Source organism: Mesorhizobium sp. M1328 (genome assembly GCF_040318075.1).
GTDB lineage: Bacteria > Pseudomonadota > Alphaproteobacteria > Rhizobiales > Rhizobiaceae > Mesorhizobium.
Window position 1 is genome coordinate 367,903 of record NZ_JAMYLO010000002.1, and the last position, 26,940, is coordinate 394,842.

Consider the following 26,940-nt stretch of genomic DNA (forward strand, 5'->3'; position numbering starts at 1 on the left):
ACTTGCCGGTCAGCCCATTTCGGGATTCGGCTGGCTGCCGCCCGACTTGCTTGACCGGAGCAGCAGCGCCAGCGGAACAAGCAGGGCGGTTGCCACCGCGCAGTAGCGGAAGACATCGACATAGGCGAGCAACGTGGCTTGGCGGGCGATCAACTGGCCGAGCCAGCCGATCGCCTGCTGCTTCGCCTCGACCAGCGGCGAACCATGGGCGACGAAATGCTCGGTCGCCTGCCGAAGCACCTGCTGATAGGCGGGCGACGATTGCACGGTGCGGCCGACCAGGTTCGATTGATGGATCTGGGAGCTTTGCGCAATGACGGTGTTGGACAGCGAGACGCCGATGCTGCCGCCGATATTGCGTGCAACGTTGATCAGCGCCGATGCCTGGTTGGTCTTCTGCGGGGGCAGGCCGACATAGGCCGCGGTTGAAATGGGAATGAACAAGAACGGCAGCCCGACCATCAGGAAGGCACGGGCAAAGGCAAAGAAGCGGAAGCTGGCGTCCGGGGTGAGCGAGGTCATGTGCCAAAGGGCCACTGCGACCACCGACATGCCCATCATGATCAGGTATTTGGGTTGCACGATGCTGCCTACAAATCCGGACACCGGCATCAAGATCAGCATGGCGATGCCGCCCGGCATCATCGAAAGGCCCGAGAGCGTCGCGGTGTAGGCAAATGTCGTCTGCTGCAGCTGCGGAACGATCTGGGTGGTGCTGAACAGGATAGCACCGACCGCCATCATGACCAGGAAGGCCGTACCGAACTGGCGCGTGAACAACAGGCGCATGTCGACGACCGGATCGCTGCGACTGATTTCCCATGGGATAAGCAGCAGGAACGCGATCGCGGAAATCACTGCGAAAGTGGTGATGAAATTCGAGGCGAACCAATCGTAGCGCTGGCCCCGGTCGAGGAAGATCTCCAGGCATCCCAAGGCTATCGCCACCAGGACGAACCCGACCCCGTCTATCTTCAGGCCGCCTTTCAGCCGTTCCTTGCGTTCGCGTTCGAGTACGTCCGGTTCGACCAACAGCCATTGCACCAGCGCCAGCGACAGGATGCCGAACGGCACGTTGATGAAGAAGATCCAGTGCCAGGAGAAATGGTCCGTCAGCCAGCCGCCGATCGTCGGCCCGACCGTCGGTGCGACGATGACGGCAATGCCGTAAAGTGCGAAGGCTTGCGAGCGCTTTTCAGGCGGAAAGGTGTCGGCAAGGATCGATTGTTCGCTTGGCGCCATGCCGCCGCCACCGAGGCCCTGAAGGACCCTGAACAGGATGAGCAGTTCCAGGTTGGGCGCCAGTCCGCATAGCAGCGACGCGACGGTGAAGGTCGCCACGCAGAGCATGTAGTAGCGCTTGCGGCCGATGACGCTTGCCAGCCAGCCGCTGACCGGGATGATCACCGAGTTGGCGACGAGATAGGTGGTAATCACCCAGGTGCTTTCGTCCATTCCGGCAGCCAGGCTGCCGGCGATGTTGCGCAGGGCGACATTGGCGATCGAGGTGTCCAGCACCAGCATGAAAGTGGCGATGGAGACGACGACGGCGATGAGCCAGGGATTGTGTGTCCCGGCGGCGGATCGGCTTTCGCCCTGATTTCTGGCGCTTTCGCCGCTCATCGCACCTTGACCGTCGGCACCACCGACAGGCCTGGACCGAGAAGCACATCCGGCGGCTTGTCGAAGACGATCTTCACCGGCACGCGCTGCACCACCTTGACGTAATTGCCGGTGGCATTTTCGGCCGGCAGCAGGCTGAAGGCAGTGCCGCTGCCAGCTTGGATGCTGTCGACCCGGCCATGGAAGGACTTGTCCGGGTAGGCGTCGATGTCGATGTCGACCGGCTGTCCCTGCCGCATCAGGTCGAGCTGCGTCTCCTTGAAATTGGCCTTCACCCAGACCTCGTCGGGAACGAACATCATCAATACCTGGCCGGGTTGGGCGTAGGTGCCGTCAGCGGCCGAAATGCTTGTTGCCCGCCCGGCTGCGGGTGCCGTGATGGTCGTGCGTGACAGCGTCGTGCGGGCCTGCTCCTGGCTGGCCTTGGCCTGCTCGAGCTGCGCCTCGGCGCTCCTGGCCTGCGCCTGCAAGACCGAAACCTGGCTTTTTGCCGAGGCGACATTGGCCTCGGCGCTGTCCAGCGCGGCCTGATCCTGACGCAGCGTCGATGCTGCCTGCTGCGCTTGCTGCTGCGTTGCTGTGCCCCTGGCCAGGAGTTCGCGATTGCGTTGATCCTCAGCCTTGGCGAAATCCAGCGCTGCCTTGGCCTGTCCAACCTGCCTCTGGGCAGCGTTCACCTTTGCGTTTTGAGCCTCGATCTGGGCGGTGACATTGACGATTTCGGCCTCGGCCGCGGCGACGCCGGCATCGGCCTGCTTCAGATTCGCCTGATAATCGCTGTCGTCGATATGCAGGAGGACATCGCCCGCCTGTACATGCTGATTGTCGGTAACCGCCAGCTCGGTGATACGGCCGGCGATTTGGGCGCCGATCGTCACCGTTCGGGCGTCAATGAAGGCGTCGTCGGTCGATTCGTACTGGCGGGCGTTCAGCCACCAGATCGCGACGCCTGCCGCGACGAGCAACAGCGCAAGCGCGATGGCTGCGGCCGCATAGGGATGGCGCCTGGGAAAGCCGAGCAGACCTGCCTTTCGTTGCGAGGCATTCCCGTCGGGCTTTTCCTGCCGGGGCCCTGCCGATCGCTCACGAGATTCTCTAACCGGGGTCGGTTGCTCCCGGGTTTCATTTACAGGCTCGACGTCGTGTTCGACGCTTTGAGGCTTCGTGTCCAACGGAATTGCTTTCAAGATTGATATTGCAGCCGCCGAAACGGACGCAAAGCCAAACGGCAAGCTTCCGCAAAAGTTCCTGTCCGGAACGGGTTCGGTTAACGAGTCGACATCGGACCCACCGGCGCGGGCGCGTTGGAATACGAGTGCCGCTTCACCGGGCTGGTGATCCGTACGCTTCATGTTGCGGCGGTCCGGCCTTGTCAGCGCTCCACGGCGCGATAATTGCTCATATAGGCGTGGGCAAATTCACCTGTCGACAGGAGCCGACCATGAAACATCAAACACTCGACCAACTGCATGCCGTCGCGGAAGTTGAGTCCTTCGCGGCGTATCCGGCGATGACTCGAAACCAGCGGATTGAACGTTGGGCAGAACTTCTCGAACAAAACCCGACGCGATGCCTTGGGGCGCTTCCAGGCACCGAATATATGAACAGGGAAGCGCGTGACAGATCGCGTGGGGCTGGGACGCCGCTCACTGTCGCGTTCGAGGATCCGGTTCTGCGTGCCATGGGCCTCAACGACGATACCTATGGTGAGGCAAAGCGCTTCTTCGAACTGAGCGACCGGCAGTTGCACCAAATCGTCTGCCATTGCCATGTTGGCGCTACGATGCAAGCGAGATGGGCCGCTGCCAGGGTGCGCGGGATAGTTCGCGGCAACAGATTTGTTGCCTGGATGAAGGGCTTGATCGTGCATTGACGCGGTACGAGGAACGGCGGAACACGCGTTCTTTCCGCGCCGTGGAGAGCGCTTCCGAACTTGGAAGGGCTCGTGGCCCGTCAGGCCGCGCAGATTGTGAAACTCCTCGACGCTTGGCTGCGCCTTGTCGCGGCCATGCGTCCGTCTTTGATGTGAGAATTTGAGTTGGCCCGCCGCAAGTGAGAGCCTTCGTCCACTGGCGTTCGCGCGCCGTCCAGGCCTGCCTGCGCGGTCTGCTGAGGACGAATGATCCTGCGATCGGGGAAGATCCTGCGACCTGGCTAAACTAGCGATCGATTTCTCCGAACACGATGTCGAGCGAGCCGATGATCGCGGCAACATCGGCGATCATATGGCCTCGGGACAGGAAATCCATCGCTTGCAGGTGGGCGAAGGAAGGTGCGCGGATCTTGCATCGGTAGGGAATGTTGCCTCCGTCCGATACGAGGTAGACGCCGAACTCGCCCTTCGGCGCTTCGACGGCGGCATAGACTTCACCGCTCGGCACGCGAATGCCTTCGGTATAAAGTTTGAAGTGTTGGATCGTCGCTTCCATCGAGCGCTTCATTGTAGCACGCGGCGGCGGCGTGATCTTGCGGTTCGGGATCGCGAACGGCCCCTGGCCTTCGGGCGAGCGCAACTTTTCCAGGCATTGCCGCATGATCCGGACCGACTGGCGCATTTCCTCCATGCGTACGAGATAGCGGTCGTAGCAGTCGCCATGCTTTCCGACCGGGATATCGAAATCCATCTCCGAATAGCATTCGTATGGCTGCGCCTTGCGCAGATCCCATGAGGCGCCCGACCCGCGCACCATCACGCCGGAAAAGCCCCAGGCCCAGGCATCATCGAGGCCGATCACGCCGACATCGACATTGCGCTGCTTGAAAATGCGGTTCTCGGTCAACAGCCCTTCGAGATTGTCGCAGACCTTGAGGAACGGATCGCAGAAATTCCAGATGTCGTCGAGGAGTTCCGGCGGCAGATCCTGATGCACGCCGCCGACCCTGAAATAGTTCGCGTGCATGCGGGCACCGGACGCGCGCTCATAAAAGACCATCAGCTTCTCGCGTTCGGCGAAACCCCAGAGCGGTGGCGTCAGCGCGCCGATGTCCATGGCTTGCGTGGTGACGTTGAGGAGGTGCGATAACAGCCGGCCGATTTCGCAGGAAAGCACGCGGATGAGCTGCCCGCGTTTCGGAATCGATATTTCGAGGAGCTTCTCGGCGGCGAGACAGAATGCATGCTCCTGGTTCATCGGCGCGACGTAGTCGAGCCGGTCGAAATAGGGCAAGGCCTGCAGGTAGTTCTTGTACTCGATGAGCTTCTCGGTGCCACGATGCAGCAGGCCGATGTGGGGATCGGCGCGTTCCACGATCTCGCCGTCGAGTTCGAGCACCAGCCGCAGGACGCCGTGAGCGGAGGGATGTTGTGGCCCGAAATTGATGGTGAAGTTGCGAACTGCAGCCTCGGCCATGACAGTCCTCCGCGATCAGGCGGACTTCGGTTCCGTGCCGGAACCGGCTTGTCCGCTTTCAGCCGCTCACGTCGTCGTCTGGATGATCAGCGTCAGCGTGCCGTCGCCGTCGATATTGGCCGCCACGACCTGAGTGGAATTAAGTCCGTTCGCCGCCAGTGCCGATGCCGCCTGCGGCGATGCGTCGATCGAACTTTGCAGGATGCGCAAATCCTCGGCGCTGGTCTGGGTGACGACGGCCTCCGCCTGTGCCTTGATTTCAGGAGGCAGATCCTCCATCGCCACGATTGTCACAGCGGTGAAATTCTGGGCGGAGAAGGCTTGGTCAGGTGTAGCCTGGTCGGGAGTGGCCCCTTCTGGCGTGGCTTGCTCTGGCAGGGTTTGCGGCGCCGTTGGCGGGACAGGGGCAAGCTCTGGTCCCACGGATTGCGCATAGACCGGCGAGGCAAGGGCCAGTGCCGAAAGTGTGACAATTGTCGTCGATAGGCGCATGGCCGTTCCTTCCGTTTTGCTCAGCGGACGATCAATTCGGTCCCGACAAAACCATCGTGTCGAAATATGGTTCCGTTACGGAGGTTGCTGTCTTGCCGAAAGCGGTGATTGTCGCGGAAAGCAGGGCGCGAAATCCGGCGTTGCCCTGTCTCAGGCAGCGGCGTGGCTGCGATCGGGCTGCGGCCAGCGCTGCAATGCTTCACGGCCCTGAGCGGTCAGTTCGTAGACCCCGCGATCGGTGCGCGCGAACCAGCGATACACGTTGTGCAGCAGGATCTTGGGTGCGTTCGGCAGGTTGGGCTTCAAGTCACGTGGCCGCTTTGGACCATCGGCGAGCGCTGCGGCGCATGCCAGTGCCTGCTGGCGATAAGCGGTCATGATCGGCGCACGCGAGCCGCCGCCGGCGACGGGATCGCCCTGCCGACGCCGATGTTCGTCGATTAGTTTCGAGCGGCGACGGGGATCCCGACGCGGGGCCAATGCCGCCGGGCTGAGCAGCACCTGAACCTCGCCGTTCGCCCGCACGCCAAGCAGGCCAAAGCCGAGGCGACGGCAGAGATTGCGGTATCTCACATCGCTCTCACGGCCTTTGCCACGGGCCGACACGCATGCCGCGAGCCAGACCTCATCGCTCGCCGCCATACGGTCGACGCCCTGGAGGACCAGCTCGAGATTGAACTTCAGCTTCAGCTCGCAGATGACGACGATCGGTGGAGAGTCGGCACTCAGCGCCAGCAGATCGCAGCCGCCGATCTCGCCCTTGACCATAAATCCCAGGCCTTCGAGGAAGGTCTTGACCGGGCTGTAGAGTGACGTTTCGAGCATGGGCCTTTGTTGGCTGCGAATCATCCCGCCGATCGGCGGTTCAGCGCGATGATCGCTCTTTGCCGTTGAACAGGAGGTAAACGACGGCCAAACAATTGGTCAGAGCCGTGCCACGCCGCTTGCCAATTTGGTATGCTGGTATAATGTGTACCTGATATAGCATGCTCCGCCTAGCGGCGCTGTGCTGGACGGTGCCCACGACATCGTCCAGGGGAACGTCATTTAAGCGGCGGCTTTCCGCCTTTTCTAATCCGTCAGCCGGCGGCAATGTGCATACAAGTCAATGGGACGATCGGCAGGGCCGTCGTTGGTAATCAGGAGTAACGGACACATGACAACGATTGCGCTGTTTGGTGCAGGCGGCAAAATGGGTTACCGCCTGTCGACCAATTTTCGCGGATCTCCCTACACGATACGCCATGTCGAGGTCAGCGACGCCGGCCGCGAGCGGCTTAAGTCGGGCCTCAACATCGATGCCGTCAGCGCCGATGAGGCGCTTGATGGCGCCGATGTGGTGATCCTGGCGGTGCCGGACACGCATATCGGCAAGGTCGCGGCGAGCATCGAGAGCAAGCTTGCATCAGGCACGATGGTTGTCGTGCTCGACGCCGCGGCACCTTTCGCCGGGCATTTGCCGAAGCGACCGGACCTGACCTATTTCGTCACCCACCCGTGCCATCCGCCGATCTTCAACGACGAGACCGACATGGCGGCCAAGAAGGATTATTTCGGCGGCGTCAAGGCCAAGCAGCACATGGTCAGCGCCTTGATGCAGGGACCGGAGGGAGATTTCGCCAAGGGTGAGGCGATCGCAAAGATCATCTGGGCGCCGGTTATGCGCTCGCATCGCGTCACTGTCGATCAGATGGCGCTGCTCGAGCCCGGCCTTTCGGAAACGGTATGCGCCTCGCTGCTCGTCGTCATGAAAGAGGCGGTCGACGAGGTGGTGGCGCGCGGGGTCGACAAGCAGGCGGCGCTCGATTTCCTGCTTGGCCATATGAACGTGCTTGGCGCCGTCATCTTCGGCGAGACCAAAGGCGTGTTCTCCGACGCCTGCAACAAGGCGATAGAGTTCGGCAAGCCGGTGCTGATGCGCGACGACTGGAAGCGGGTGTTCGAGCCGGAGGAGATTGCCGCGAGCATTCAGCGCATCACCTGAGGGCGCGACGCGTCTTCCGGAACATATCACCTGAAATTGTCATTGACTCATTATACCAGTTGGCTTAGCTGTTCAATGGATCGGACCGTCAAGCTTCGCAACAGGCTCAGGGGCTGGATGAGTGGAGGGATAGGGGGAGCGATCCGTCGAGTTGAAGCCGGCAAAGGCTTGTGAATCTGACGCGACCCGCCGCCTACGGCCGGCTAACGAAATCGAATGCATATAGCCTTGGGACAAGGCGCGGATTTTCAACGGGAGGAATACATGAAACTGACACGCAGAATGACGCTTGCGGCTTTTGCCGGCATACTGGCGCTTGGCACCGCCGCACCCGCCTATGCGGCGGATTTGATCGCCATCATCACGCCCTCGCATGATAATCCGTTCTTCAAGGCGGAAGCTGTCGGCGCGGAGGCCAAGGCTAAGGAACTCGGCTACGAGGCGTTGGTGCTCGTCCATGACGACGACGCCAACAAGCAGTCCGAATTGATCGACACGGCGATCGGCCGCGGCGCCAAGGCGATCATCCTCGACAATGCCGGCGCCGACGCCACCGTCGCCGCGGTGCAGAAAGCCAAGGACGCAGGCGTTCCTTCCTTCCTGATCGATCGCGAGATCAATGCCACTGGTGTCGCCGTCGCGCAGATCGTCTCCAACAATTATCAGGGCGCCCAACTCGGCGCGCAGGAATTCGTCAAGCTGATGGGCGAGAAGGGTAATTTCGTCGAGCTCGTCGGCAAGGAATCCGACACCAATGCCGGCATCCGCTCCAAGGGTTACCACGACGTCATCGACGACTATCCGGACCTGAAGATGGTGGCGCAGCAGTCGGCCAACTGGAGCCAGACCGAGGCCTATTCAAAGATGGAATCGATCCTTCAGGCCAATCCCGATATCAAGGGCGTGATCTCCGGCAATGATACGATGGCGATGGGCGCCTATGCGGCACTTGCCGCTGCCGGCCGCAAGGACGTCATCGTCGTCGGCTTCGACGGGTCGAACGATGTGCGCGACTCGATCACCTCCGGCGGCATCAAGGCGACAGTCCTGCAGCCGGCCTTCGCGCAGGCGCAGATGGCGGTCGAGCAGGCCAACGACTTCATCAAGAACAAGAAGTCTCCCGCCGAAGAAAAGCAGCTGATGGACTGCGTCCTGGTCAATGGCGACAATGCCGCCAAGCTGGAGACGTTCGCGCTCACCAACTGAGCCGGCGTAACATCAAGCAGCAAGGGACGAGCCTCCGGTTCGTCCCTTGCTTCCATTTCGCCCTTGCTTCCATTTCTCTGGGTGCTCCTGACCGCCATGCCGAACGAGCCGACATGTTCAACACGCTGATCCGGCCGATCCTTGTCGCGTTGTTCCTCGCAGCAATAGGCAGCCTGACCGCCTGCAAGATCCTGCCGACGCCGTCAGCGGAAAACGGCGGCACTGGCTCCGCGTTCAATCCCGACAAGATGGTCGAGGACATCTGGGCGACGAAAGTGATACCCTATCTACAGCAGAAGGCCGGGCCGTTTGCCGAGGTTCATGCCTTGGCCAAGACCGACCCCGCCGCTGCCGGCGCCAAATACGGCAATCCGAAGAAGCAGGCGAATTCGCCATGGACCTTCGCCGTTCGGCTCGAGGGCAAGATCGTTGCAGCCAACACACAGTCACGGGCGGCGACGATGGACGTCGATGCCGATGGCGACGGCAAGGCGGACGCGCGGGTGCAGATCGGCCCCGCCATGCGCGGAACCGCGCTGCGCGACAGCCTCGACTTCATCCAGTTCAATGATTTCACCAACCAGATCGACTTCGCCCAGTTCGGCAAGGCTTTCAACGCCTATGCCGACAAGACCGTGCTTTCCAAGCTGCCGCGCGAGGCACTCGAGGGCCGCAGCGTCAAGGTCCTTGGCGCCTATACGCCGGGCAGTGGCCAGGACCTGCCGCTGGTGACGCCGGCGGAGGCAGAGATCGGGCCGAAGCCATGAGCGGCGATCAAGATGTCATCCTGAAGCTGGAGGATGTCTCGAAAGTCTATTCCGGCACCGTCGCAGTCAAGCGGGCGAATTTCGAGGTGCGCAAGGGCGCGGTCAACGTGCTTGTCGGCGAAAACGGAGCCGGCAAATCGACGCTGATGAAGATCATCGCCGGTGTCGAGCAACCGACGCTCGGGCGCATCCTGCTGGACGGCGAGGAGGTTTCCTTCTCGTCATCCGGGGATGCGGTGAATCGCGGCATCGGCATGGTGTTCCAGGAGCTGAACCTGTTCGGCAATCTGACGGTCGCCGAAAATATTTTCGCCACCCGCGAGATCACCAATCGTTTCCGCAAGATCGACCGCAAAGAGCAGGAGCGCCGCGCGGCGGAATTCCTTGAACGCCTGGAGGCCGGCATCCGGCCGGACATGCTGGTCGAGGATCTGCGCATCGGCCAGCAGCAGCTGGTCGAGATCGCCAAGGCGGTTTCGCTCGATGCGCGCATTCTCATCATGGATGAACCGACCTCGGCGCTGAGCGCGGCAGAAGTCGAGATACTGTTCAAGGTGATTGCCGATCTCAAGGCGCGCGGCGTGGCGATCGTCTACATCTCGCACCGGCTCGAGGAACTGATCCGCATCGGCGACACCATCACCGTGCTGCGCGATGGGCGCATCACCGGCCAGGCGGAGATGAAAGACGTCGACACCCAGTGGATCGTGCGGCAGATGATCGGCTCGGACGCCAAGGACTTCGCCAAGGCCGACGGCCATGTGCCGGGCGAAGAGATATTCCGCGCCGAGGACATCTGCCTGCCGCGCGTCACCGGCGGGCTTGCGGTCGATCACGTCTCGCTGTCGCTGCGCGCCGGCGAAATCCTCGGCATCTACGGTTTGATGGGCGCCGGACGCAGCGAGCTGTTCGACTGCATCATGGGCCGCCACGGCCATTCGACCGGCACGATATTCATTGCCGGCAAAAAGGTGCACGAGCGGGACACGACGCGGCGCATCCGGCGCGGGCTGGCGCTGATCCCCGAAGACCGCCAGCGCGAAGGGCTGGTGTCGATCCTCTCCGTCGCCAGCAATCTGACGCTGGCCAGCCTGTCGCGGTTCGTGCGCCTGTTCCACATTCGTGGTGCCGCCGAACGACAGGCGGTGACCCAGACGGTGCGCGAACTGGCCATCAAGGTCGCCGATCCGGCGCAGGAAGTCTCGTCGCTGTCGGGCGGCAACCAGCAGAAGGTGGTGATCGGCAAAGCGCTGCTCACTGGACCGAAGGTGCTGCTGATGGACGAGCCCAGCCGCGGCATCGACGTCGGCGCCAAGGCCGACGTGTTCCGCACCATGCGCAAGCTGTCGCGCGACGGCCTGGGGATCCTGTTTGCCACCTCGGATCTCGATGAGGTGATGGCGTTGTCCGACCGCATCGCAGTGATGAGCAATGGAAAATTGACCGGTATGTTCGATCGCGCAGAGGCGACGGAGGCCGCACTTGTCGCTGCCTCGGCCTTCGGCCACGGACCGGTCCCGCACGGAGAGCAAGGCGCATGACTGACATTCCAGCCAAGGCGGCGGTCAACTCCATTTCGAGCGGCTCGGTCCTGCTGACGCTGATGAAGGCGAGGACGTTCATCGCGCTGATCGCCGTGCTGTTGTTCTTCTCGATAGCTGCCCCCAATTTCCTCTCGGCCGCCAATCTTATCCTGATGTCGAAGCACGTGGCGCTGAACGCATTCCTCGCAATGGGCATGACCTTCGTCATCATCACCGGCGGCATCGACCTGTCGGTCGGCTCGATCGTCGGCCTGTGCGGCATGGTGGCCGGCTATCTCGTGCTCAACGGCGTCGACCTGCAGGTCGGCTATACCATCTATTTCAACGTCTTCGAGATCGCGCTGATCACGCTTGCCGTCGGCATATTGATCGGCGCCGTCAACGGCTTGCTGATCACCAGGCTTAACGTTGCGCCGTTCATCGCCACGCTCGGCGTGCTCTATGTCGCGCGCGGCCTGGCGCTGCTGTCGTCCGACGGGCGCACCTTCCCCAATCTCGTCGGCAAGCCGGAGCTCGGCACCACCGGGTTCGGCTTTCTTGGCGCCGGCCGGCTGCTTGGCCTGCCGGTCGCGCTGTGGATTTTGCTCGTTGTTGCGCTAGGGGCGGCCTATCTCGCCAAATACACCCCGCTCGGCCGCCACATCTTTGCCGTTGGCGGCAATGAGCGGGCGGCGCGGATTTCAGGCGTCCGCGTCAACATGGTGAAGATGTTCGTCTACATGTTCTCCGGCTTCTGCGCGGCGATCGTCGGGCTGATCATCTCGTCCGAACTAATGGCCTCGCATCCGGCGACCGGAGAGAGCTTCGAACTCAATGCCATTGCCGCGGCAGTGCTCGGCGGCACCTCGATGTCGGGCGGACGCGGTACCATCGGCGGCACCATTGTCGGCGCCTTCGTCATCGGCATCCTTTCGGACGGGCTGGTGATGATGGGGGTGAGCTCGTTCTGGCAGATGGTGATCAAGGGCCTCGTCATCATCGTCGCCGTCGTCGTCGACCAGGCACAGCGCCGGCTGCAGAGCCGTGTCACGCTGATGCAGATGGCAAAGGCCGGCTGACATGGCGGAGCTGCGTGGAGCGCTGATCGGCTGCGGCTTCTTTGCCGTCAACCAGATGCATGCCTGGCGCGACGTGGAGGGCGCCTCGATCGTGGCTATCTGCGACCGCGATCCGGACCGGCTGCGGGTCGTCGGCGACCAGTTCGGGATTGCGCGGCGCTATACCGATGCGGCCGCTTTGTTTGCCGGCGAAAGGCTGGATTTCGTCGACATCGCCACCACCGCACCAAGCCACAGAACGCTCGTCGAGATGGCGGCGCAGCACGGCGTTCCGGCAATTTGCCAAAAACCGTTTGCGCCGACGCTTGCCGATGCCAAGGCGATGGTGAAGGCCTGTGCCGACGCCGGCGTGCCGTTGATGGTGCATGAAAATTTTCGCTGGCAGTCGCCGATCCAGGCGGTGCGCGCCGTACTCGACAGCGGTGAGGTCGGCACGCCCTTCTTCGGACGGATCTCGTTCCGCTCTGCCTATGACGTGTTTTCCGGCCAGCCCTATCTTGCGACCGGCAAGCGCTTCATTATCGAGGATCTCGGCATCCATATCCTCGACATCGCCCGCTTTCTGCTGGGCGACGTCTCGACGGTCACCGCCCGAACGGCGCGCGTCAACCCTGCCATTGCCGGCGAGGACGTTGCGACGATGCTGATGGACCATACGAGCGGCGCCACTTCCGTGGTCGATTGCAGCTATGCAAGCAAGCTCGCGACAGAGCCGTTTCCCGAGACGCTGATCGAGCTCGACGGCAAGGACGGCACGATCCGGCTGGCGCAGGGCTACCGCCTCACCGTCACCGGCAGGAGCGGGACGGCCGTCAGCGACGTCTCGCCGCCGCTGCTGCCTTGGGCATCGCGGCCGTGGCACAACATCCAGGAAAGCGTCGTCGCCATTCAAAAGCATTGGGTCGATTGCCTGACCAATGGAACCGAGCCCGCGACCTCGGGCGCGGACAACCTGAAGACATTAGCGCTGGTCGAGGCAGCGTACGCCGGCGCCGCAAGCCGCGAACCGGTGCAACTCGACGCCTTGCTGAAATGACAGCCGACGCCTTCCTCCTCTACGGTACACGTGCCGTTGAAGCCGAACCGGTCAGGCTGCGCGCCGGCGCGCTGACGGCGGACTTCGTCAACGGCAATCTGCGCACCATCCGGCACGGCGACACCGAAGTTTTGCGCGCCATCGCCTACATCGTCAGGGATCGCGACTGGGGCACCTACGAGCCGGGGCTCACCAACCTTGTTATCGAGCAGGATGCCGAGGCTTTTTCCGTCAGCTATTCGGCAAATTGCCGGGCACCGGACGGCAGCCGGCTCGACTTCCGCGCGACCATCAAGGGCTCCGCCGATGGCCAATTGGTCTTCGACGTGAGCGCTCTTCCCGACAGCGATTTCGAAACCAATCGCTGTGGTTTCTGCATCCTGCATCCGATCGCCGGCCTGGCCGGCAGCCCGGTCACGGTCGAGCATACCGATGGCAGCGTGGTCGCGACCAGGCTTCCAGAGCTGATCGATCCCTGGCAGCCGTTCAAGGATCTGCGGGCGATCACCCACCAGGTCCGGCCGGGCGTCACCGCCGAATGCCGGATGGAAGGCGATACCTTCGAGATGGAGGACCAGCGCAACTGGTCGGATGCCTCCTACAAGACCTATGTCCGGCCGCTCGCGCTGCCATGGCCATACGTGCTGCCGGCCGGCGAGACCTTCCGCCAAACCATCAGCTTGCGGGTGGCGGGTCGCGGGAAAGTGCCGGCCGCCGCGGCAAGTGCCGAACCGATTCGTGTCAGGCTCGGCCAAGCCGGACCGGTGCTGCCGGATATCGGCGTTATCATCTACCCGGATGAGGTCGAGGCGGCGCTGGGCAAGCTGTCGGTGCTGTCCGGGCTTGGCCCGCAGCAATTGATGTTCCACTATGACCCGACGCGCGGCCACGGGCTCGCCGCCTTGCGGTCCTATGCCAGGCTCGCCGCCGCCTATCCGGTCCGGACAACGCTCGAATGTGTCATTGCCGGCGACGGCGATCTCGACGCCGAGCTTTCAGGCGTCGCCGACAGGGTGCGCCAGGCCGGGCTCAAGCTTTCGGCCATTGCCGTCTCGCCCTCGGTCGACCGGCAGTCGACGCCACCGGGCAGCGCGTGGCCGCAATGCCCGCCGCTCGAAGACGTCTATGCCGCGGCGCGGCGCGCCTTTCCCGACACCCGCCTCGGCGGCGGCATGTTCAGCTATTTCACCGAACTCAACCGCAAGCGTGTGCCGGCCGATCCGCTCGATTTCGTCACGCATTGCACCTCCCCGATCGTGCATGCCGCCGACGATCTCAGCGTCATGCAATCGCTGGAGGCACTGCCTTTCATAACGGCGTCTGTACGGGCGATCTTTGGAACAAAACCTTACCGGATCGGGCCGTCGACCATTGCCATGCGCCAGAACCCTTACGGCGGCGCGACCAAGGCCAATCCCGACAATCAGCGCATCGCCATGGCCGACCGCGACCCGCGCCATGCCGGGCTGTTCGGGGCCGCATGGACGATCGGCTATGCCGCACATGTTGCGCCGGCCGGGCTCGAAATGCTCACGCTCTGCAGCTTCACCGGACCATTCGGCGTACTGGCCTCGTCGGGCGAACCTGTCGAAGAAGGTACACCCCGGCCGATTTTCCACGCGGTGAAAGGACTTTGCGAGCTGGCCGGCCATGCGCATGTGGCGGCGACAACGACTGATGAGACGCGGGTGCTGGCGCTGGCCGGCCGCTCCCAGACAGGCAAGATCATCGTCTGGCTGGCGAATCTTACCCCGGACGACGTTCCGGTCGACGTTTCCGGGCTCGGCTCCGATCAGGGCCCTCTCAAGATTTGGGATGGACGAATGTCACGCCAGATTCAGCAAGACGCGTCGGGCCGAGACCGTCTTGTGATGACGCCCTACGCAATCGTGCGGGTCGGCTGAAGTCATTTGCCGAGGTTCATGGGTAGCCGCCTTCCGCAGCGGTTGCCCGCAGCCGCAGCACTTCCGTTGCCGACTTGTCACCGGATTTGCTTTCGAAACTCGCCTGGCGCCATTCCAGTTGTCTTGGAAAAAAGACGGCTGAACGAGGCGACGTCTTGATATCCCACCCGATAGCAAATTTCTGACACGCTCAGTTTCGTTTCCTCAAGCATGGATTTTGCCAACTCCAGCCGCCGTTCCTGGATCCATTTTCCCGGCGTTGTCTGGAGTTCGTCGAAAAATCTGCGAGACAGGGTTCGCGAAGACATGCCCAATTCGGTTGCGAGAAATTTCAGATCGATTTCCGACATCTTGTCTTTCGAGAGCTCGCGCAGCTTGTTCTCGAATGGGCTGGCCTCGTTCGAAATTTCGTCGAGAGGAAATTCGTAGGGACTCTGGAATTTGCGCGGCGGAGGAAGAACCAGAAGTTTTCGAATGATTCGCTCCTCCTTCGAGAAGCCCAGATCGATCAGCAAAGCCCTGGCGAGTTCGAGCCCGGAAAACCCGCCTCCGCATGTGTAAAGGCGGTCCTGGCGAATGAGCAAGCGGGAAGCGTCCCATCGCACTTGCGGAAACCGGCGGCTTGCCTCGGCTTTCAGCCACCAGGATATCGTTGCGCGTTTGCCGTCCAATAATCCTGAATTGGCGAGCAGATAACATGCACCGCAATGTGCTGCGATGATTGCGCCCTGCTGTTGTGCGAGCGCGATCAGCGGTTTTGAATGTTCACTCTCCTCGTCGAGCGAGCGCAGAAGCTCGGGAATCTCGACACCCGGCATCGCAATGAGAATCAGGACATCCATTTTCCGGGATGGTTGAGCCTTTGTCGGGAAGGAAATTCCGGTGCTTGATGTCGACGGCGCGCCCCTTGAAACGAACTCACATGAAAGAACCTGTGAACGGCAGACGTCATTCACAAGCTGAAACATTTCCACGAGCGTCGAGACAACGGCCGAATAGAAATTCGACGGCAGCCAGATCACAACGTGGAGGCTCCTGACAGCCATTGCGGTACTCCAGTGTCGTTCTCGTCGACTGGCAAGTCTAGCATAGTCTTTGTCAAAATTGCCAATTCCAGAGCAACCGCGGCGCCTCCAGGATGGCCGCATGCGGGCTGCCGACGACGCCGCCCGCGGAAATCCATGGCTGGGAACTACAAATGCTGAAATCGCTGAATGAAAACACGCGGCAAATACATCGGATTCAGACGGCAACAGAAAACTGCGTCGGTCCGGGCTCAGGCTGATCTGTGGTCAGTCAGTAGGCCGAGAGCACGGTGCCGGCCGCTACGCCGGTCGGGACCTTGCTCTAGATTTTCAGTTTCCGGAGTTCATCACGTAGAGCGCACGCGAGCGTTCGAGGTGCTTGATCATCGCCTTCTCGGCGCCATCCACATCCTTGGCTTCGATGCGTCCGATGATCTCTTCGTGCTCGGTCAGCGTGAACTTTTCCTTGCCGGTCCAGATCAGCATTTCGGTGTGGTATTCCTTTAGCCAGCCAAGCATTGCCTCGCTGACGGCGACATAGATCGGGTTGCCGGATATTGCCGCGATCTGGGTGTGGAATTTCATGTCGGCGGATATGAAGGCTTCCGAGTCGCCACGATGGCTGCGCTGCTCGGCGACCGTTGCCCGCAGCCGCTGCACGTCCTCGGCTGTGGCCTTTTCTGCAGCTTCCTTGACCATGCCGCGCTCGAAGAAGATGCGCGCGTTCTTGAGGTGCTCGAGCGTGTCCTTCGATGACGACAGGATGATCTTGGCTGCGCCGTCGACCTGCTTGATGATCGACTTGGCGGTCAGCTGCAGCACCTTGGCCCGCTCGCCATGCGAGATCGCGACCAGTCCCATATTGCTCAACGCCTGCATCGCCTCGCGGATCGCCGGCCTGCCGACCTCGAAGCGCTCCATCAATTCGCGCTCCGATGGCATGTCGTCACCCGGCAGCAATTCGCCGCTGGTGATCAGGCGCTTCAGTCTCAAGAATACTTCGTCGGAAAGCTTGCGCCGGACGATCGGCTCCGAACGGTTCATCGTCGCGAATCACTCCTTTGACCGGCCTATACCTAGCATTTCCGCCGTGAATCCCGGAACGCCTGTTGCCGGCTCGCCCTTACCTGCCAAGCCGGATAGGGCTTGCAATGCTTATGTACTCATTATACCAGATTTCGTGGGCCAAGGAACCTTTTTCGAACCACCCTGACAGGCCGCGCAAATATGATTGTTCTCACCTATCGCATCGAAACGCCCGGCAATATCGAGGCGCTGGCGGCCAAGATCGCAAGCGACCAGTCGACCGGAACCTTCGTCGCGCTGGCCGGCGAGACCGAAGAACTCAAGGCCAGGGTCGCGGCGCGGGTCCTGGCGATACGGCATCTGCCGGATGCGGATCGGCCGTCTCTTCCCGAAACCTGCCCCGAAGCCAGCAACGGCCCGGTCAAGCGCGCCGACGTCGACATCGCGTTTCCGCTGGACGCCATCGGCACCGACCTGTCGGCGCTGATGACTATCGCCATCGGCGGCACGTTTTCGATCAAGGGCCTGTCCGGCATTCGTGTGGTCGACATGAAGCTACCCGAGGAGTACCGGGGCACGCATCCGGGTCCGCAATTCGGCGTCGCAGGCAGCCGCACGCTGACCGGCGTCGCGGGTCGTCCGATCATCGGGACCATCGTCAAGCCGGCGCTGGGGCTCCGCCCGCACGAGACGGCCGCGATGGTGCAAGAATTGATTGCCGCCGGCGTCGATTTCATCAAGGATGACGAGAAGCTGATGAGCCCGGCCTATTCACCGCTGTCGGAGCGGGTGAGGGCAATCATGCCGCTGATCGTCGACCACGAGCAGAAGACCGGCAAGAAGGTCATGTATGCCTTCGGCATCTCACATGCCGATCCCGACGAGATGATGCGAAACCACGACCTGGTGGCAAAGGCCGGCGGCAATTGCGCGGTGGTCAACATCAATTCGATCGGTTTCGGCGGTATGGCTTACCTCCGAAAACGCTCCAGCCTGGTGCTCCATGCCCACCGCAATGGCTGGGACATTCTCACCCGTCATCCCGGCCTCGGTATGGATTTCAAGGTCTGGCAGCAGTTCTGGCGGCTGCTCGGCGTCGACCAGTTCCAGATCAACGGTATCGCCTCGAAATACTGGGAACCCGACTGGTCCTTTGTCGAATCCTTCAAGGCGGTGACCACGCCGATCTTTTCGCCGGCCGATTGCGCATTGCCGGTCGCCGGCTCCGGCCAGTGGGGCGGGCAGGCGCCTGAAACCTTCCAGCGAACCGGCCGGACGGTCGATCTTCTCTATCTCTGCGGCGGTGGCATCGTCAGCCACCCGGACGGGCCGGGCGCCGGCGTCCGCGCCGTGCAGCAAGCCTGGCAAGCAGCGGTCCAAGACATTCCGTTGGCGGATTATGCCTTGGGCCATGTCGAGCTGGCGCGGTCGATCGAGAAGTTCGGCGGCGGCGAGGCGGCCTGACGCCATGCAAAACCTGCTTCTGAGTTACTATGGCGACGACCTGACCGGCTCCACCGACGTCATGGAGGCGCTCGAGCTCGGCGGCGTGCCGACCGTGCTGTTCATGCGCCGGCCGGACGAGGCGCTGCTTTCGCAATTCGCGCATTGCCGCGCCCTCGGGCTGGCCGGCACCAGCCGCAGTGAGACACCGCTGTGGATGGACACGCATCTGCGAGATGCCTTCGCCTGGCTGAAGACCGTCAACGCCGAGATCTGCCACTACAAGGTCTGCTCGACCTTCGATTCCAGCCCGGCGATCGGCAGCATCGGCCGGGCGATCGAGATCGGCCGCTCGGTTTTCCGGCAAGGCAGCGTGCCGCTGGTGGTCGGCGCGCCGCAGCTGAAGCGCTACACCGCCTTCGGTCATCTCTTCGCTGCCTATCGCGAAAAATATTTCCGCATCGACCGCCATCCCGTGATGAGCCGCCATCCGACCACGCCGATGGACGAATCCGACCTGCTGATTCATCTGTCGCGCCAGACCGACCTCAGGTCTGGGCTGGTCGACCTGGCGACGCTGCAGTCTGCGTCGCGGTCGGAAGCATTCGACCGGCTTGTGGAGAATGGCACAGGTATCGTGCTTGTCGATGTCGATAGCCCGGAAACCCAGGCGCTTGCCGGCAAGGAGATTTGGCGCGCTCGCAAGCCGGGCGGTTATTTCGTCGTCGGCTCTTCGGGCATCGAATATGCCTTGCTGGCCGAATGGGCATCGAACCGGATCGTGGATGCCAAACCCGCCTTTTCGCCGCCGGGCGCTGCCGGCAGGATCGCCGTGGTCTCGGGGAGCTGCTCGCCGACGACGGAACGACAGATCCGGCATGCTCTGGCCGAAGGCTTCGACGGGATCGAGCTCGACCCGGTCGAACTGGTTTCCGAGGCTTCGAACGACGCTATTGCGCGCGCGGTTGCAACCGGCCGCTCCAGCCTACGGGCCGGGCGGAGCGTCATCCTCTACACCGCGCTCGGACCTGCGGCCGACCGCGGTGCTGAAATCGACCTCCGGGAAGGCGCCCGCCATAAGCTCGGCCGCGGCCTTGGCGAGCTTCTCCGCGAACTGACGCTTCAAGAGAAGCTACTGCGCGTGGTCATCGCCGGCGGCGACACGTCGAGCCATGCACTGGGCCAGATGGGCGTCGACGCGCTGACGGTGCGAATGCCGCTGCCGGCATCGCCGGGTTCGCCGCTTTGTGTGGCGCACTCGCGCATCAAGGCGATCGACGGGCTGGAAATTGCCCTCAAGGGCGGGCAGGTCGGAACCGACCGCTATTTCTCCGCTATTCGCGATGGGGTCGGCGGTTGAGAGCGGGGAATATCAGGTCAAATCGGTGATGCTCAATCGAGATCTAGGATAATCATTAGTCGGCAAACCAGAAAACTTCAGGCGTTCAGATCAGCGGCAATGCCACTCATCCCGCTATCTTGTACGGCCTATTGCCCTGCTTGGATGATACTGACGGGCATAGGCGACACAGGCGTCCACCGTGCTGACACAGAGCGCATCGCGGTTGTTCGGCAGGTTGTTGTCGCCGGCGTAGGCAACCTCGGCAACATGACCGTCAACCATTCGAATTTGTGTGTTGCAATAGCCGCCGGGGGCGACGTTGACGGAACCTCCGAGCGCCGGAACGGGGCCAATGGCCACCGTCGGAACCACAATGTTGAGATTGCCACGTTGAACGACGCGCTGATAGGTCCAGATCTGGCCGGATTTGCCGACAGCGGCAGTGGCGGTCGGAAAGCCGGCGCACATTCGAACGTCCGCCTCGCTAAGGCCGACCATCTCCTTGCGGGCTGCCGCCGCCGTGGCGTCCTCCTTCGCAGTGCTCGACGTGTCGTCTGGCATGACGCAGGAAGACAGGATGAAGGCGCTTGCCGATAGAAGGAGAAGGGCAAGCTTTCGGGTGTGGAAAGATGTCATACCAACTTCGGATTGGACGGGAGCCCCGAATGCCAACTTAGGAAGTGGGCCAATCGAGTCAACCGGCACAAAATTCACGAAGTCGTTTGGTCCGCCATTCCGCCGCACGCATCCGCTGCAAGAGGTTGAGGCTGCCGCCGTGACCCTCGCGCCCTATCTTCCGCCTGGGCATCGGATTTCCAAACCCGACCCCTTCTTGTCAGATGTACTGACGCACGGTGCTGTGACTTTGGTTCGGCCGACGGTGTGCTAGTTTCCAGCCAATTGTTCCGGAGACGTCATGCCTATCAAGCTGCAAGAAATCGCCCTCGCTCTTCTGCTGTTGGCTGCCGGCGCCGGGGTCGGTCATGCGGAGACGGCCCAGCGGCCGCCGCCCACGGGCGGGGTTCTCTCGCTCCTGCCACCGCCGCAGACTTCCGATCATTCGATCTCCATTGCCGGACGCACGCTCGATTACGAGGCCAAGGCCGGCACGCTGTCATTGCCGTCCGGCAAAGGCGATATCACCGCCGAGATTTTCTATGTCGCCTATGCTCTGCACCCCGGGAAAGACATGGGACCGGATCCGCGGCGCCCGATCACCTTCGTGTTCAATGGCGGTCCGGGAGCAGCTTCCGCATATCTTCATCTCGGCGCGCTCGGTCCGCGGGTCCTGGCGACTGCGGCCGATGGAAGTTTCCTGCCGCCGCCACAGAGGCTGTTCGATAACCCCGACACTTGGCTTGACATGACGGACCTGGTCTTTGTGGACCCTGTCGGAACCGGTTACAGCCGTGAAGCGCCCGGCACGGAAGCACACAGCTTCTGGGGCGTCAGCCAGGACGCCGCGTCGATAGGCGCGTTTATCCGGCTCTATCTGGCGCAGACGAACCGAACGGCATCGCCTGTCTTCCTGGCTGGCGAGAGCTATGGCGGCTTCCGAGCAGCATTGCTCGCCAGGAAGCTTCAGGAAGACATCGGCATCAGCCCGAGCGGCGTCGTGCTGATTTCGCCGGCGCTCGAATTCACGCTGGTGCGCCCGGACGAGTTCCAGCCGCTCCACTGGGCGCTGGAACTGCCGTCGCTGGCGGCAGTGCGCCTGCACAGCGAAGGCGTTTCCGGCCCGGCTCTGCAGGAGCGGCTGGCCGAAGTCGAACGCTATGCGCTCGGCGATTATCTGGCCGCGCTGGCCGGTGGGCTGGAGCAAGGTGGACGCCTGGCGAGCCAGCGTGTCGCCGCAATCACCGGTCTGCCGCTCGATCTCGTCCAGCGGCACTTTGCACGCATTCCCATAGGGCTCTTCGCCAAGGAGTTTGCACGGGCAAAGGGCAATGTTCTCAGCGCCTATGACGGCAACATCGCTACAGCGGACGTGGCGCCAGAGAGCCTGGGAGTCGAGGGTCCCGATCCGGTGCTCGATCGAAGCGTGCCGGCGCTCACCTCCGCTTTCGTCGGCTATGTGCGTGATGAATTGAACTTCCGTACGGATATCAGCTATCGGCTTCTCAACCGCGAAGTCAGCGGCAATTGGGACTATGGAACGAGCCCGACGCGTCAGGGCTATGCGGGTGTCATGGACGACCTTCAGCAGGCGCGCACGCTGAACCCCAGCCTCGGCGTGCTGATCGTCAACGGCTACAGCGACCTGGTGACACCGTATATGGGCTCGCGCTACCTGCTTGGTCAAATTCCTTCGCTTGCCGGCGCAAAGCCCATTCGCAGCGAGGTGCTGGAGGGCGGGCACATGATGTATCTGAGGCCGGATGGACGGGCGGCACTGAAGCAGGCCGCGTCCGAGCTTTACCGAACGACGCAATGAGACGGTTTGCGCAAAAAAGCGCCGGATGCGCTGTTCGCCCTCTCATCAGGCCCTAGTTCCATCGCGATTGATCGGTTACACACCTAGGATGGCGTCTTTTAGCGACGTTCGACAGCGGATTAGCCGGCTCTCCAGAATCGCGCCACTGGTGCGGCGTGCTGCCGAGCGGGCCATTCGGAATACCAGGCCACACAGGCTGACAAGCCTCGTCGACCGCTGGAATGCGCTGTCGCTGGCCACGCAGTTCCTGCTCGCGGGCGGTCTATTCTCCCTGTCGGCCATGGTGGTGGTCGGGATTTCAGTCACGAGCCACATAGAAGCCGTGGTCACGCAGAATTCGGCTTCCGCTACGGCTCTTTACGTGGACAGCGTTATCGCGCCGCTGCTTCCGGATATGCGCAAGAGCGAAGTCCTCGACGAGAGCGTCGCCCACGCGCTCGATGAAACGCTGGGACAAGGGGCACTCGGCACAAGGCTCGAATCGTTCAAGCTCTGGCGTCGCGACGGAACCATCCTGTATTCGACCGACAAGACATTGATGGGCAAGCGCTTTGAACCCAGCGACAATCTCCGGGCAGCATTCGCAGGCCAAATGGTTTCGGAGTTCGACAAGCTCGACGATCCGGACAGCGAGGCCGAAAGAGCCAGCGGCTTGCATCTCCTCGAGATCTACAATCCGGTGCTGCAGCCATGGTCGGGGGAAGTGGTAGCCGTTTCGGAATTCTACGAGGTCGCCACTGATTTTGAAAGAAACCTGCATCAGGCACTCATTCGAACCTGGCTGGACGTTGCCGCCGTCACAGCGGCCTTCTTTCTCGGACTGTCGGCAATCGTGTTCCGTGGCAGCCGCACGATCAGTTCGCAGAGCCGCTCGTTGAAGCAGCGCATTGCCGAGCTTTCCGATCTGCTTGCTCAAAACAGACTGTTGAGGCTGCGGGTGCAGCGTGCCTCGCAGCGTGCCACCGCAGTTAACGAACGCTATCTCAGGCGCATCGGTGCGGACTTGCACGATGGCCCCGCGCAACTGGTTGCTCTCGCGGCGCTGGGGATCGACAGCCCCGTCATTGGCGATCCCGCTACGACGCAATCGAAGCGTGCACAGGAATTGCTGGCCATCAAAGCACATCTGGACAATGCCATGCGCGAGATCAGGAGCATCAGCAAGGGCCTTGTCCTGCCGCATATCGAGCATGCCGAACTGGGTGAGATTCTCCAGCTTGCCGTACAGGCGCACGAAGAACGAACCGGCGTCAAAGTGAGATTATCGATGACCGGCGGCCATACGCCGTTGTCGCCAGCGGCCAAGATCTGCATCTTCCGCTTCGTCCAGGAGGCGCTGAACAATGGATTCCGCCATGCCGGAGGTGAAGGTCAGTCGGTCGAGAAACATTTCGACGGCGAGCGCGTTTGTATCGAAGTGTCCGACGCCGGCGCTGGGTTTGACCCGCAAATCGTGCGTCCCGAGAGGCTGGGACTCGTTGGGCTGCGCGAGCGGGTGGAAAGCCTCGGGGGCCAGTTTACCGTGACTTCCTCACAGAGTGGCACAGTCGTAAGAATGGCCCTCAACATCGTTGAAATGGGGCAGACATGACAGTAGCCATCAAACTCGCCATCGTCGACGACCACCCGCTGTTCAGGGAAGGCGTTGTGCGCACGCTCGATCAGATCGGCGGGTTCGAGATCGTCGGTGAAGGAAGCAGCAGAGACGATGCCCTGCGGATAATCGAAGACCAGCGGCCCGACATTCTGCTGATGGACATCTCGGTTCCTGGAGGTGGCCTTGGCGTGATCGGACCGGCCCTGGAGCGGCATCCGGCACTGAAAATTGTGATGCTGACCGTTTCGGAAGAAAACCAGCACGTGATGACCGCGTTGCAGAGCGGGGCAAGGGGCTATGTTCTGAAGGGGGTCGGGTCGAGGACGTTGGCTGCGATCCTGCGCACGGTAGCGTCGGGCGAACGATATGTCTGTCCACAATTGTCGGCGCGCCTGTTGGCCGATCTGTCGGCTCAATCAAATGAGCCGGCGAAAGCTGACGGACTTGCCGAACTCACCAGCCGCGAAAGGGAGATCCTGACGCTGGTGGCCGCGGGACTGAGCAACAAGCGGATCGGGCTTCGGCTGAACCTGCATGAGAAAACGATAAAGCACCACATGACGCGAATCCTGGCCAAGCTCAACGTCAGCAACAGGACCGAAGCCGCGATGACCTTGCGCGACGCGACTGAGCGCCGGCATCCGCCTGTTCGCGATCATGCTTGAGCCGAAATTGCCGCACGGCGCGGCTATGTGAACTGGCCCTCAGTTGATCATTTCAAGCAACCTGTCCCGATCGGAACGCGTCGCCAGGCGCCGAATGATGGTGCGGCCCTTGGCATCTCGCATTTCATATTGGCCGCTATCAATGCGCTCGCTGAGGCCGTTCGAATGCACCACGCCAATGCTCGGCCCGCTCACCTCGACCCGGTCTCCCGTGGTTGCATTGATGAAGAGTTTCGGCTTGCTGTCGGGGTTTGCCGCAGGGGCCAGATCAGGGGGATTGTCCTCCTGCGACTTTGCTTTGTCCTTGCCCGCATTGCTATTCGAGTTTGAGTTGCCAGAGTTTCCACCTGGATTGCCGGAATTGCCGTTCCCGTTCCCGTTCCCATTGCCATTTCCGTCCCCGCTACCACTACCACCATCTTTGGCCCAGGCAGTTTGCGGGCCGAGCGTCGGCGACGGTCCGTCGAACATGACGCGATAGGGGCTCACGACGAGAATGAAGGTCAACACGACTACAGAAATGCCGACACGACGTCCTCGTGAAGATCCGGTCCTTCGTCTCCGGGTCGTCATCAGTGAACTTGCCAGTCGCATGTCGGAAATGCCCTTAACCATACGGCTCTGTCGTACTGCCTCCTGTTCGAATTCGTGTGACGCTTAAAACAATGGTTTGCATCCGGGACGTCAAGACCCACCAGTTCCACGATGGTAACTGGTGGGTCTCGCTAGCGCAGGAAGGGACTATTTACTGCGCAAGTTTTTTGCCTTCCTTTGGTTGCGTCTCTCGGCGAAAGCGCCGACTTCCCACCATCAGCCAACTATGAATCCAATTGCCGTGATCCCGAAACACAGGCCAAATAACGGAAAAAGCAGCCAACGTGCCTGGTGAACGCTCGGGTCCATAGCGGCCTCCTGTAACAGTCGGCATCGCAACGGGGCCATCGGAACTCGGTTCCTGAAACTGTCGCCTTTCGGGCTTTTGCGATAGCAGCCTCGGACCAAAGTTTGGCCGTGCAGGTCCTTGGTCGACAGTCTTACAGACTGAAGTCCAATACCAGGAGCAATGGACCCCGCCCTGCGTTCGGCGCCCTTTGTATCCACCTGGCGGCTGCGATCCACCGCTTCCTTCGAATGCTTTGCGTTCCTGGCACTATGGCAACAGCGACGTTGGTCCACTGCTATGTCGTTGAAACGTCACCAATACAGACCCACATCTAAGCTGCGTCGGATGTCTCCTCCCATTGCGTCCGGCGTGTTCCCCTCTCGAGGTTATAGACCTTCACGCTTGGCCGGGCTCAACAGTCCGGCCTTTTCTTTTGGCATTTGTGCAATCCGCCTGATGGCCCTTTTGCGAGACGCCGGAAAAAATCGATTTGCAAATGCATTCATGTACTCATAATCTGTCACCATGAGCACGATTTCCAAAGTTGCCACGCGAGCGGGCGTGTCGCGCACGACTGTGTCGCATGTCATCAACCATGCCGACCGGGTGTCGAAATCGCTGCGTGAACGTGTGCAAGCGGCGATCGACGAACTCGGTTACACGCCGAACCCGCAGGCGCAAAGTCTGCGCACCGGCCGCACCAACATCATCGCGATGCTGATCCCGGACATCCGCAACCCGTTCTATCCGGAGCTGGTGAAAACGGCGCAGTCGACGCTCGAACTGGTCGGCCTCGACATGCTGATCTTCAACACCGACGTGCCGGGCGGACATTCACAGGATCACGGCCGCGAATATTTACGCCAGATCGGGCGCAAGCGGGTCGACGGCGTCATCGTTGCCGACTTCGCGCTGCACGGCATGCACAGCGAACTGCTCAGCCTCGATGTGCCCGCCGTCTTCATCGGCCATCTGCCGAACCATGCTGTCGACAGCGTCCAGCTGGACGATTTCGGCGGCGGCTATCTGATGGGCGAGTATCTGGCGAAGAGGGGCCATCGCCGCGTCGCCCATGTCACCGGGCCTTCCTTTTTCAAGGAAGCGATGGCGCGCGCCGCCGGCTTCGAAAAAGGGCTCGCCGACAATGGCGTGCCAATCGCCGCCGATCTGCGGTTCGAGGGAAGCTATCTTGCTCCGTCCGGACGGGAAGCCGTTACCTGGCTTAAGGAGAAGCACGGCGGAAACCTGCCGTCGGCGATGTTCTTCGCCAATTATCTGATGGCCTCCGGTGCGCTGACCGAATTCTACGACCATGGGATCAATATCCCTCAGGATATCGCCATCGCAGTCTTCGATGACCTGCCTCAACTGGAATATGTCAGGCCGAAGCTGACCCGTGTCGGCAACAGTCCGACAATGCTTGCCAAGCGCGCCACGGAAATGCTGCTCGAACGGCTGGGTGGCAAAGTCGAGGGCGCGCCGCGCACCGAAGTGATCCCATGCGCATTGAGCCCATTCGACAGCGCGTGACGGCAGATGCCGGCAATGGGAACGGAGGTCC

Annotated in this window: 23 protein-coding genes; 14 read left to right on the plus strand and 9 right to left on the minus strand. The window is 61.8% G+C overall.

The window, feature by feature from the left end; genetic code table 11:
• Window positions 1–9 precede the first annotated feature (9 nt).
• Together NKH23_RS06300 and NKH23_RS06305 are read right to left on the minus strand one after the other, a co-directional pair.
• Entirely contained in the window at window positions 10–1,623 is a 1,614-nt protein-coding gene (locus NKH23_RS06300; RefSeq protein ID WP_352713393.1) for a DHA2 family efflux MFS transporter permease subunit, read from the minus strand.
• Window positions 1,620–2,588: an HlyD family secretion protein gene (locus NKH23_RS06305; protein ID WP_352713391.1), complete on the minus strand. Its 969-nt coding sequence runs from the start codon at window positions 2,586–2,588 to the stop codon at window positions 1,620–1,622. Before NKH23_RS06305 ends, NKH23_RS06300 begins: the two co-directional genes overlap by 4 nt.
• A gap of 476 nt (window positions 2,589–3,064) precedes the next feature.
• On the opposite strand from NKH23_RS06305, the gene NKH23_RS06310 reads away from it, so the two are divergent.
• Window positions 3,065–3,496, plus strand: a complete 432-nt coding sequence (locus NKH23_RS06310) for a hypothetical protein (protein WP_352465792.1) — start codon at window positions 3,065–3,067, stop codon at window positions 3,494–3,496.
• 286 nt (window positions 3,497–3,782) lie between these two features.
• On the opposite strand, the gene NKH23_RS06315 is transcribed toward NKH23_RS06310, so the two are convergent.
• The 3 genes from NKH23_RS06315 to NKH23_RS06325 all read right to left on the minus strand — a co-directional run bounded on the left by NKH23_RS06315 (window position 3,783) and on the right by NKH23_RS06325 (window position 6,290).
• Window positions 3,783–4,973, minus strand: a complete 1,191-nt coding sequence (locus NKH23_RS06315) for an NADH-quinone oxidoreductase subunit D (RefSeq protein ID WP_353034362.1) — start codon at window positions 4,971–4,973, stop codon at window positions 3,783–3,785.
• Between the two features lie 66 nt (window positions 4,974–5,039).
• Window positions 5,040–5,465, minus strand: coding sequence for a hypothetical protein (locus NKH23_RS06320; protein WP_292663156.1), 426 nt, complete (start codon window positions 5,463–5,465; stop codon window positions 5,040–5,042).
• Between the two features lie 150 nt (window positions 5,466–5,615).
• Complete coding sequence (locus NKH23_RS06325; RefSeq protein ID WP_352713386.1) at window positions 5,616–6,290, minus strand: DUF2161 domain-containing phosphodiesterase; 675 nt, start codon at window positions 6,288–6,290, stop codon at window positions 5,616–5,618.
• 331 nt (window positions 6,291–6,621) lie between these two features.
• On the opposite strand from NKH23_RS06325, the gene NKH23_RS06330 reads away from it, so the two are divergent.
• The 7 genes from NKH23_RS06330 to apnL all read left to right on the plus strand — a co-directional run bounded on the left by NKH23_RS06330 (window position 6,622) and on the right by apnL (window position 14,964).
• A complete protein-coding gene (locus NKH23_RS06330) occupies window positions 6,622–7,449 on the plus strand; it encodes a phosphogluconate dehydrogenase C-terminal domain-containing protein (protein WP_352713384.1) in 828 nt (275 codons plus the stop codon).
• Window positions 7,450–7,713: 264 nt separating this feature from the next.
• Complete coding sequence (locus NKH23_RS06335) at window positions 7,714–8,655, plus strand: D-ribose ABC transporter substrate-binding protein (protein WP_352466724.1); 942 nt, start codon at window positions 7,714–7,716, stop codon at window positions 8,653–8,655.
• A 113-nt stretch (window positions 8,656–8,768) separates the two neighbouring features.
• A complete protein-coding gene (locus NKH23_RS06340; RefSeq protein ID WP_352713382.1) occupies window positions 8,769–9,422 on the plus strand; it encodes a DUF2291 family protein in 654 nt (217 codons plus the stop codon).
• Window positions 9,419–10,963, plus strand: a complete 1,545-nt coding sequence (locus tag NKH23_RS06345; protein ID WP_292663146.1) for a sugar ABC transporter ATP-binding protein — start codon at window positions 9,419–9,421, stop codon at window positions 10,961–10,963. Before NKH23_RS06340 ends, NKH23_RS06345 begins: the two co-directional genes overlap by 4 nt.
• Window positions 10,960–12,024, plus strand: coding sequence for an ABC transporter permease (locus NKH23_RS06350; RefSeq protein ID WP_352713379.1), 1,065 nt, complete (start codon window positions 10,960–10,962; stop codon window positions 12,022–12,024). The genes NKH23_RS06345 and NKH23_RS06350 overlap by 4 nt, the downstream gene beginning before the upstream one ends.
• A gap of 1 nt (window position 12,025) precedes the next feature.
• Window positions 12,026–13,060 (plus strand): Gfo/Idh/MocA family protein, encoded by a 1,035-nt coding sequence (locus tag NKH23_RS06355; protein ID WP_352713376.1) that lies wholly within the window; start codon window positions 12,026–12,028, stop codon window positions 13,058–13,060.
• The gene (apnL, locus tag NKH23_RS06360; RefSeq protein ID WP_352713374.1) at window positions 13,057–14,964 is read left to right on the plus strand and encodes a D-apionate lactonase; all 1,908 of its coding nucleotides are present in this window, start codon (window positions 13,057–13,059) and stop codon (window positions 14,962–14,964) included. Before NKH23_RS06355 ends, apnL begins: the two co-directional genes overlap by 4 nt.
• A 77-nt stretch (window positions 14,965–15,041) precedes the next feature.
• On the opposite strand, the gene NKH23_RS06365 is transcribed toward apnL, so the two are convergent.
• Together NKH23_RS06365 and NKH23_RS06370 are read right to left on the minus strand one after the other, a co-directional pair.
• Complete coding sequence (locus NKH23_RS06365; RefSeq protein WP_352713371.1) at window positions 15,042–16,010, minus strand: GlxA family transcriptional regulator; 969 nt, start codon at window positions 16,008–16,010, stop codon at window positions 15,042–15,044.
• Between the two features lie 309 nt (window positions 16,011–16,319).
• Window positions 16,320–17,033, minus strand: coding sequence for a transcriptional regulator NanR (locus NKH23_RS06370; protein WP_352713369.1), 714 nt, complete (start codon window positions 17,031–17,033; stop codon window positions 16,320–16,322).
• A gap of 183 nt (window positions 17,034–17,216) precedes the next feature.
• On the opposite strand from NKH23_RS06370, the gene oiaX reads away from it, so the two are divergent.
• Together oiaX and NKH23_RS06380 are read left to right on the plus strand one after the other, a co-directional pair.
• Window positions 17,217–18,479: a 3-oxo-isoapionate-4-phosphate decarboxylase OiaX gene (oiaX, locus tag NKH23_RS06375; protein WP_352713366.1), complete on the plus strand. Its 1,263-nt coding sequence runs from the start codon at window positions 17,217–17,219 to the stop codon at window positions 18,477–18,479.
• 4 nt (window positions 18,480–18,483) lie between these two features.
• The gene (locus tag NKH23_RS06380; protein WP_352912604.1) at window positions 18,484–19,818 is read left to right on the plus strand and encodes a four-carbon acid sugar kinase family protein; all 1,335 of its coding nucleotides are present in this window, start codon (window positions 18,484–18,486) and stop codon (window positions 19,816–19,818) included.
• Window positions 19,819–19,932: 114 nt separating this feature from the next.
• Here the strand turns inward: NKH23_RS06380 and NKH23_RS06385 are convergent, their stop codons facing one another.
• A complete protein-coding gene (locus tag NKH23_RS06385; protein WP_352713361.1) occupies window positions 19,933–20,436 on the minus strand; it encodes a hypothetical protein in 504 nt (167 codons plus the stop codon).
• Window positions 20,437–20,716: 280 nt separating this feature from the next.
• Between NKH23_RS06385 and NKH23_RS06390 the strand changes: the two genes are divergently transcribed.
• The 3 genes from NKH23_RS06390 (at window position 20,717) to NKH23_RS06400 (ending at window position 24,496) form a co-directional block, all read left to right on the plus strand.
• Entirely contained in the window at window positions 20,717–22,234 is a 1,518-nt protein-coding gene (locus NKH23_RS06390) for a S10 family peptidase (RefSeq protein ID WP_352912603.1), read from the plus strand.
• A 280-nt stretch (window positions 22,235–22,514) separates the two neighbouring features.
• The gene (locus NKH23_RS06395) at window positions 22,515–23,825 is read left to right on the plus strand and encodes a sensor histidine kinase (protein ID WP_352912632.1); all 1,311 of its coding nucleotides are present in this window, start codon (window positions 22,515–22,517) and stop codon (window positions 23,823–23,825) included.
• On the plus strand, window positions 23,822–24,496 hold the full coding sequence (locus tag NKH23_RS06400; protein WP_352713353.1) for a LuxR C-terminal-related transcriptional regulator: 675 nt from the start codon (window positions 23,822–23,824) through the stop codon (window positions 24,494–24,496). Before NKH23_RS06395 ends, NKH23_RS06400 begins: the two co-directional genes overlap by 4 nt.
• Before the next feature lie 39 nt (window positions 24,497–24,535).
• On the opposite strand, the gene NKH23_RS06405 is transcribed toward NKH23_RS06400, so the two are convergent.
• Window positions 24,536–25,003, minus strand: coding sequence for a hypothetical protein (locus NKH23_RS06405; RefSeq protein ID WP_352912602.1), 468 nt, complete (start codon window positions 25,001–25,003; stop codon window positions 24,536–24,538).
• A 901-nt stretch (window positions 25,004–25,904) separates the two neighbouring features.
• On the opposite strand from NKH23_RS06405, the gene NKH23_RS06410 reads away from it, so the two are divergent.
• Window positions 25,905–26,909, plus strand: coding sequence for a LacI family DNA-binding transcriptional regulator (locus NKH23_RS06410; protein ID WP_352912601.1), 1,005 nt, complete (start codon window positions 25,905–25,907; stop codon window positions 26,907–26,909).
• Window positions 26,910–26,940: the final 31 nt, after the last annotated feature.

What these genes read in the sequence shown, in the direction of transcription:
- NKH23_RS06300 (WP_352713393.1), bottom strand. Translation starts at nt 1,623, where the DNA reads ATGAGCGGCGAAAGCGCCAGAAATCAGGGCGAAAGCCGATCCGCCGCC.
- NKH23_RS06310 (WP_352465792.1), top strand. Translation starts at nt 3,065, where the DNA reads ATGAAACATCAAACACTCGACCAACTGCATGCCGTCGCGGAAGTTGAG.
- NKH23_RS06315 (WP_353034362.1), bottom strand. Translation starts at nt 4,973, where the DNA reads ATGGCCGAGGCTGCAGTTCGCAACTTCACCATCAATTTCGGGCCACAA.
- NKH23_RS06320 (WP_292663156.1), bottom strand. Translation starts at nt 5,465, where the DNA reads ATGCGCCTATCGACGACAATTGTCACACTTTCGGCACTGGCCCTTGCC.
- NKH23_RS06325 (WP_352713386.1), bottom strand. Translation starts at nt 6,290, where the DNA reads ATGCTCGAAACGTCACTCTACAGCCCGGTCAAGACCTTCCTCGAAGGC.
- NKH23_RS06330 (WP_352713384.1), top strand. Translation starts at nt 6,622, where the DNA reads ATGACAACGATTGCGCTGTTTGGTGCAGGCGGCAAAATGGGTTACCGC.
- NKH23_RS06335 (WP_352466724.1), top strand. Translation starts at nt 7,714, where the DNA reads ATGAAACTGACACGCAGAATGACGCTTGCGGCTTTTGCCGGCATACTG.
- NKH23_RS06340 (WP_352713382.1), top strand. Translation starts at nt 8,769, where the DNA reads ATGTTCAACACGCTGATCCGGCCGATCCTTGTCGCGTTGTTCCTCGCA.
- NKH23_RS06345 (WP_292663146.1), top strand. Translation starts at nt 9,419, where the DNA reads ATGAGCGGCGATCAAGATGTCATCCTGAAGCTGGAGGATGTCTCGAAA.
- NKH23_RS06350 (WP_352713379.1), top strand. Translation starts at nt 10,960, where the DNA reads ATGACTGACATTCCAGCCAAGGCGGCGGTCAACTCCATTTCGAGCGGC.
- NKH23_RS06355 (WP_352713376.1), top strand. Translation starts at nt 12,026, where the DNA reads ATGGCGGAGCTGCGTGGAGCGCTGATCGGCTGCGGCTTCTTTGCCGTC.
- apnL (WP_352713374.1), top strand. Translation starts at nt 13,057, where the DNA reads ATGACAGCCGACGCCTTCCTCCTCTACGGTACACGTGCCGTTGAAGCC.
- NKH23_RS06365 (WP_352713371.1), bottom strand. Translation starts at nt 16,010, where the DNA reads ATGGCTGTCAGGAGCCTCCACGTTGTGATCTGGCTGCCGTCGAATTTC.
- NKH23_RS06370 (WP_352713369.1), bottom strand. Translation starts at nt 17,033, where the DNA reads ATGAACCGTTCGGAGCCGATCGTCCGGCGCAAGCTTTCCGACGAAGTA.
- oiaX (WP_352713366.1), top strand. Translation starts at nt 17,217, where the DNA reads ATGATTGTTCTCACCTATCGCATCGAAACGCCCGGCAATATCGAGGCG.
- NKH23_RS06380 (WP_352912604.1), top strand. Translation starts at nt 18,484, where the DNA reads ATGCAAAACCTGCTTCTGAGTTACTATGGCGACGACCTGACCGGCTCC.
- NKH23_RS06385 (WP_352713361.1), bottom strand. Translation starts at nt 20,436, where the DNA reads ATGACATCTTTCCACACCCGAAAGCTTGCCCTTCTCCTTCTATCGGCA.
- NKH23_RS06390 (WP_352912603.1), top strand. Translation starts at nt 20,717, where the DNA reads ATGCCTATCAAGCTGCAAGAAATCGCCCTCGCTCTTCTGCTGTTGGCT.
- NKH23_RS06395 (WP_352912632.1), top strand. Translation starts at nt 22,515, where the DNA reads ATGGTGGTGGTCGGGATTTCAGTCACGAGCCACATAGAAGCCGTGGTC.
- NKH23_RS06400 (WP_352713353.1), top strand. Translation starts at nt 23,822, where the DNA reads ATGACAGTAGCCATCAAACTCGCCATCGTCGACGACCACCCGCTGTTC.
- NKH23_RS06410 (WP_352912601.1), top strand. Translation starts at nt 25,905, where the DNA reads ATGAGCACGATTTCCAAAGTTGCCACGCGAGCGGGCGTGTCGCGCACG.